Consider the following 6,161-nt stretch of genomic DNA (forward strand, 5'->3'; position numbering starts at 1 on the left):
CTATTTTTGGTATAATGAACATAATCTATAAAAAATAAGGAGAACTTATGAAAAAGCTCGTAAAATATGGTGTCTTACCAGCCTGCTTGTTGTTGTTGGCAGCTTGTTCGTCAAAACCAGCTACTGAGAAAAAACCAGCCAAAGAGGACAAGGTAGAACAATCTAGCGAATCAAAAGAAGAAAAAACAAAAAAACAAATTGAGAAAGATGGAGACATCATTCTTCGTGCCATCTTTACAGATCATTCTTCTGGTTTCACAACTTTGATGGGTACATCAGTTGACAAGTGGAAAAAACAAATCACCGAAAAATTTGTTGATGAAAATGCATCAAAATATCTACCTGCAGAAAACTTCACACTTGAATTGACAACTGAAACATTCACTCCAGAAAAAATCTTGGAATTGTTTGACCAAGCTCGTTTCAAAGTGTTAGCAACAATTGGTGATGACTATGAAATCACTAAAGTTGAAGACGAAGGAGATACGGCAACAGTTACCTTCAAATCTCGTGCAATTGCAACACGTGACTTGGCTAACTTGATCAACCGCGCAAAATCTAGTCTGTTTGAAAACGGAATTGAAGATGTTAAAAAATTAGAAGACAACACAGATCCAGATCTGGAAAAACGTTTGTCTTTATTGAACAACTTTTTGTTCTACTATGCCTTTGATCGTTTGAACGAAGATTTTGGGTACATCGAACCACGTGAGTACACTTTGGAATTGACAAAAACCAAAGAAGGCCGTTATATCCTTAGTGATGAAAGCTTCCTTGAACTACGTAAGGAAATCTTTGTAAACGAATACTCTGCTGATGGAGCTGAAACTCGTAAAGGAAGCAATTCTTCAAAGAGTGATTCTTCGACTAACAAGGATTCAGATACAAGTTCAACCTCAAAAGATAAAGTATAAACCTATAAAAAAGGTGAGGAAACTCACCTTTTTTATTTGCTCATTTTTTCTTATGTTACTGTACAGAAAGTTAGGAATAGTATAAAATTAATAGTGGAGAAAAGGGCATAGATTCTGATCTGTAGGGCAATTTTATGTTATAATATTTAAGAAAATAGTATGGGGGATAAAATGAATCGAAGTAGAAAAAACAAACATTCAATCAGAACAAGTGGCTGGGATCAGCTACGTATTGTAAATAGTGGTCTCTGGGTTTTAACACTACTTGTGGCGGGGCTCTTTCTTTATAATGTCTTTAGTTACAATATCCTAGCTTTCCGTTATTTGAATATACTTGTGACGGTATTGTTAATTGGCGGACTTTTTTTAACCTTGGGTTTGATCCTTGCAGGCAAGGCTAAAAAGACGACGCTATTTTTATTGGTTCTAGGCTTGCTAGGGACCTCCGTGGGGACCTATGTGACCCAACAATTGGTCGATATCGCTGGAAATGTGAACCGCAATGCCAACTATACGGAATCTGAAATGGCTGTCTACGTCAAGGCGGATAGTCCAATCCAAGATATCAAAGAAATTAGCAGTGTAGCAGCACCTACGGGAAACAATAACGCAGACGATCTTCTAGCCTTGGTAGAAGAAGTGAAGAAAACTCGCCAGCATGACTTGACCATTGAAGATGTGGAATCTTATGCAGCGGCTTACCAGGCCCTACAAGAAGACAAGACACAAGCCATTGTCTTGAATAGTACCTTTGAAGATACTATTGCAAGTGTGGATGCTGACTATGCGAAAAAATTAAAGAAAATTTACTCTTACAAGATCCGTCACCAAGTGGAAACCAAAGCTAAGGCGGATGCCAATGCGGACACCTTTAACATCTATGTTAGTGGAATTGACACCTATGGCCCAGTGACTTCGGTTTCTCGGTCTGATGTCAATATTATCATGACGGTCAACCGAAAGACCAAGCAAGTTTTGCTGACCACCACTCCGCGTGATGCCTATGTACCGATCGCCGATGGCGGAAACAACCAAGGGGATAAATTGACCCACGCTGGGATTTATGGAGTAGATGCGTCTATTCATACATTAGAAAATTTGTATGGCATCAAGATTGACTACTATGTCCGATTAAACTTCACATCCTTCTTGAAGCTCGTCGACCTGGTCGGAGGGATTGATGTAGAGAATGATCAAGAATTTACAAGTCTACACGGAAACTACCACTTCCCTGTAGGAAAAGTTCACTTGGATTCGGAGCAAGCCCTTGGCTTTGTCCGTGAGCGCTACTCACTTGAAGGTGGAGACAACGATCGCGGGAAGAACCAAGAAAAAGTGATCGCAGCCATTATCCATAAATTAACATCAACCAAAGCATTGAGCAATTACAATGAAATCGTTTCTGGTTTACAAGATTCCTTGCAAACCAATATGCCCTTGCCAACAATTATGAATTTGGTGAATACACAGTTGGAGACTGGTGGAAGCTACAAGGTGACTTCACAAGCGGTCACTGGACAAGGACGAAATGATTTGCCTTCATATGCGATGCCAGGATCTTCCCTCTACATGATGGAGTTGAATGCTGATAGTGTGACACAAGCCAAAGAAAAGATAAACCAAACCATGGAAGGAAATAACAATGATTGATATTCATTCACACATTGTCTTTGATGTGGATGATGGACCAAAGACGATTGAGGATAGCAAACTCCTCATCGAGGAAAGCTACCGTCAAGGGGTTCGTACCATCGTTTCGACATCCCATCGTCGAAAAGGGATGTTTGAAACACCAGAAGAGAAAATCTATCAAAATTACTTAGCAGTAAAAGAGATGGTCGAGACCTATCTGCCTGAAATGACCTTGCATTTCGGAGCAGAAATCTACTATACGCAAGATATCCTAGAAAAGTTAGAAGCTGGGACTATTCCAACGCTTGCCGAGACCAGCTTTGCTTTGATTGAATTTAGTATGGCGACGCCCTACAAGGAGATTCATCAAGCCTTAAGCGCAGTCTTGCGCTTAGGAGTGACTCCGGTGGTTGCCCATATTGAACGCTACCACTGTTTGGAAAAGAATGAAAAACGGGTGCGGGAATTGATCCGAATGGGATGCTATACCCAGATCAATAGTTCGAGTGTCCTCAAGCCTAAATTATTTGGTGATCGCTACAAGTTCATGAAACAACGTGCCCAATATTTTTTGGAAAAGGATTTGGTCTATTTTGTTGCGAGCGATATGCACAATGTCGATCAGCGCCCTCCATACATGGAAAAGGCTTATCAGTTGATTGAAAAACGTTACGGAAGTAATCGAGCGCGCGCCCTCTTTATTGAAAATCAACAAGCATTACTGGATAACGAATTATTTTAACAATCAAGTTCCATCACGGGGATTGAAAAGGAGAAAGTGAATATGAAAAACCAAGAGAGCAAAGAGATCGAATTGGATGTGGTCTCCCTCTTTAAAACCTTATGGCGTCGTAAATTCTCAATTCTGATTACGGCCTTGCTATTTGCGATTGGTGCCCTAGGGTACAGCGCATTTGTGGCGAAGAAAATCTACCAAAGTACCAGTCGTATCTACGTGGTCAGCCGTCAGAACCAAGAAAACAATGCCTTGACCAATCAAGATCTTCAAGCAGGATCCTACTTGGTTAAAGACTATCGCGAGATCATCCTTTCTCAAAATGTCTTGAACCAAGCCATTGAAGAGTTGAAGTTGGAAATGACGCCAGCAGAGCTTGCTAAAAAAGTTTCAGTAGCCGTTCCAACAGATACCCGGATTTTGTCCATTACAGCATCAGATCCAGACCCACAAGAAGCAGCCCGTATCGCGAATGGATTGAAAGATGTGGCAGCGGAAAAAATTATCGCTGTAACCAAGGTATCTGACGTGACGACTTTGGATGAGGCAGTCGTTCCACAAAATCCTTCTTCACCAAATATCAAACGAAATGTCGTTATTGGTTTTGTCCTCGGGGGTGTATTGATTTCCATTCTGGTGATCTTATCTGAGGTATTGGATGACCGCGTCAAGAAACCAGAGGATATCGAAGAAGTCATGGGCATCACTCTATTAGGTGTGATCCCTAGTGTGAAGAAACTGTAAGAGGGAGAATTCATGGCAACCTTAGAAATTGTAAAAAGCAAATTAGAAGCGATGACTCAGGCTGAAGAGTATTTTAATGCCTTGAGTACCAATATTCAGTTGAGTGGGACCAATATTAAGGTCGTTGCCATCTCATCTGTGCAACCAAACGAAGGAAAATCAACCATTTCTACGAATTTGGCGACCGCCTTTGCGCGTGCAGGTTATCGCACCCTATTGATCGATGCGGATATCCGTAACTCGGTCATGACAGGTATCTTCAAGAGCCAAGGTCGTGTCGCTGGACTGACTGAAGTGCTTTCTGGGAAGAGTGAGATCTCCCAAGCGATTGCGACAACAGACTATCCAAAACTGGATGTTCTTTTGTCAGGGCAGATTTCACCAAACCCGACAGGTCTCTTGCAAAGTAAAAACTTCGAAGTCATCATTGAGGCGCTTCGCAATCACTACGACTACATCATCGTTGATACACCTCCGATTGGGATGGTCATTGATGCGGCTATTATCGCTCAACGCTGTGATGGAAGCTTGGTCGTGACGGCATCAGGAGCTGTGAGTCGCAAGGCTGTTCAAAAGGCCAAAGAACAACTGGAGCAGACGGGGACACCATTCCTAGGAGTGGTCCTCAATAAATTTGATATTCAATTAGAAAAATATGGTTCCTATGGTAATTACGGGAACTATGGCAATTACGGGAGAAAAAGATAAAGAATAGGATCGGGATATTATGACAGAAGGAAGGGGATTTCACAAATTTGCTTTGGCCTTTGTCCAAAGCTTACCAGTCTTAGTTGTGGCTTATTTGTTTAGTTTTGTGACAGAGACAGAAATCCACTCTAATACAATTTTCTATCTGTATTTATTGCATTTCGTAGCCTTCTACGTCAGCGATTACAACCAAGATTATTTCAAACGTGGGCATCTAGTTGAATTCTTACAAACTTTGAAATACAGCTTGTGCTTCGCGTTAGCCATCAGTTTTTCGAGCTTCTTTTTGGAGGAGAAGTTCTCCCTCTCCCGCCGGGGGATGATTTATTTTCTGTTTCTTCTGACTCTTGTCCTTTATTTAATGAATTACTTCATTAAACGGTATTGGCATCGCTTCTATTACAGTCTCAAAGGAAGTCACAAGATTCTCTTGATTACAGCGAATTCTCGTCTGGATAAAGTCCTGGATCGACTTCTTTCGTCCAATGATAGCGGAGGGGAAGTGGTTGCGGTCACTGTATTAGACCGGCCAGACTTTCAACACCCCTCTGTTCAGGTTGTTCCAAAGGAAGGCCTGTTGACCTATGCGACCTATGAAGTGGTAGATGAAGTCTTTCTCAATCTTCCAAGTGAAGAGTATGATATTGGGGAGTATGTTTCACAATTTGAGAGCATGGGGATCGACGTTACCGTCAACCTCAATGCTTTTGATTTAAACTTTGCCGGCAACAAACGAATTCGCGAAGTAGCTGGCCTCAATGTTGTCACCTTCTCGACCAACTTCTACAAGCCTAGCCATGTGACCGCGAAACGTGTGATTGATATCTGTGGTTCTTTGGTGGGCTTGGTTATCTGTGGCTTGATTGGTATCGTGTTGGTGCCCTTGATTCGTAAGGATGGAGGTCCAGCTATTTTCGCCCAAAAGCGGGTCGGGAAAAATGGCCGCTATTTCAACTTTTATAAGTTCCGTTCTATGTATGTCGATGCAGAAGAACGGAAAAAAGAATTGATGGATCAAAACACCATGACCGGTGGCATGTTCAAGATGGATAATGATCCTCGGATTACGCCGATTGGTCGCTTTATCCGCAAGACAAGTCTGGATGAGCTGCCACAATTCTTTAATGTCCTAAAAGGTGATATGAGTCTAGTTGGAACCCGTCCTCCTACAGTGGATGAGTATGAGAAGTATACTCCAGAACAAAAACGTCGTTTGAGTTTCAAACCTGGAATTACAGGGCTATGGCAAGTGAGTGGACGTAGCGAAATTACAGACTTTGATGAAGTGGTTCGCTTAGATGTGTCCTATATCGATGACTGGACCATCTGGTCAGATATTAAAATCTTGCTGAAAACGATCAAAGTGGTATTTAAACGAGATGGAGCGAAGTAGGAAATTCCTGCTTCGTCCTTTCCATGTAAGGAGA

Annotated in this window: 6 protein-coding genes; all 6 read left to right on the forward strand. The window is 41.8% G+C overall.

Going from position 1 to position 6,161, the window contains the following annotated elements; all coding sequences use genetic code 11:
* Positions 1–47: 47 nt before the first annotated feature.
* The 6 genes from QZ158_RS07395 to QZ158_RS07420 all read left to right on the forward strand — a co-directional run bounded on the left by QZ158_RS07395 (position 48) and on the right by QZ158_RS07420 (position 6,127).
* Positions 48–914: a hypothetical protein gene (locus QZ158_RS07395; protein WP_293887223.1), complete on the forward strand. Its 867-nt coding sequence runs from the start codon at positions 48–50 to the stop codon at positions 912–914.
* A 171-nt stretch (positions 915–1,085) separates the two neighbouring features.
* A complete protein-coding gene (locus tag QZ158_RS07400) occupies positions 1,086–2,564 on the forward strand; it encodes an LCP family protein (protein ID WP_293887225.1) in 1,479 nt (492 codons plus the stop codon).
* Positions 2,557–3,288 carry a capsular polysaccharide biosynthesis protein Cps4B gene (gene cps4B, locus QZ158_RS07405; RefSeq protein ID WP_293887227.1) on the forward strand — a complete coding sequence of 244 codons (732 nt, stop codon included), beginning with the start codon at positions 2,557–2,559 and terminating at the stop codon, positions 3,286–3,288. The genes QZ158_RS07400 and cps4B overlap by 8 nt, the downstream gene beginning before the upstream one ends.
* Positions 3,289–3,330: 42 nt before the next feature.
* Complete coding sequence (locus QZ158_RS07410) at positions 3,331–4,026, forward strand: Wzz/FepE/Etk N-terminal domain-containing protein (RefSeq protein WP_293887229.1); 696 nt, start codon at positions 3,331–3,333, stop codon at positions 4,024–4,026.
* A gap of 12 nt (positions 4,027–4,038) precedes the next feature.
* Entirely contained in the window at positions 4,039–4,734 is a 696-nt protein-coding gene (locus QZ158_RS07415) for a tyrosine-protein kinase (protein WP_293887231.1), read from the forward strand.
* 19 nt (positions 4,735–4,753) lie between these two features.
* Complete coding sequence (locus tag QZ158_RS07420; RefSeq protein WP_293887233.1) at positions 4,754–6,127, forward strand: sugar transferase; 1,374 nt, start codon at positions 4,754–4,756, stop codon at positions 6,125–6,127.
* Positions 6,128–6,161: the final 34 nt, after the last annotated feature.

Source organism: Streptococcus sp. A12, from assembly GCF_905372335.1.
Classification (GTDB): domain Bacteria; phylum Bacillota; class Bacilli; order Lactobacillales; family Streptococcaceae; genus Streptococcus.

Bases quoted from the DNA above. Each gene is read 5' to 3' on its own strand.
- QZ158_RS07420 (WP_293887233.1), top strand. From the start codon at position 4,754: ATGACAGAAGGAAGGGGATTTCACAAATTTGCTTTGGCCTTTGTCCAA.
- QZ158_RS07410 (WP_293887229.1), top strand. From the start codon at position 3,331: ATGAAAAACCAAGAGAGCAAAGAGATCGAATTGGATGTGGTCTCCCTC.
- QZ158_RS07415 (WP_293887231.1), top strand. From the start codon at position 4,039: ATGGCAACCTTAGAAATTGTAAAAAGCAAATTAGAAGCGATGACTCAG.
- QZ158_RS07395 (WP_293887223.1), top strand. From the start codon at position 48: ATGAAAAAGCTCGTAAAATATGGTGTCTTACCAGCCTGCTTGTTGTTG.
- QZ158_RS07400 (WP_293887225.1), top strand. From the start codon at position 1,086: ATGAATCGAAGTAGAAAAAACAAACATTCAATCAGAACAAGTGGCTGG.
- cps4B (WP_293887227.1), top strand. From the start codon at position 2,557: ATGATTGATATTCATTCACACATTGTCTTTGATGTGGATGATGGACCA.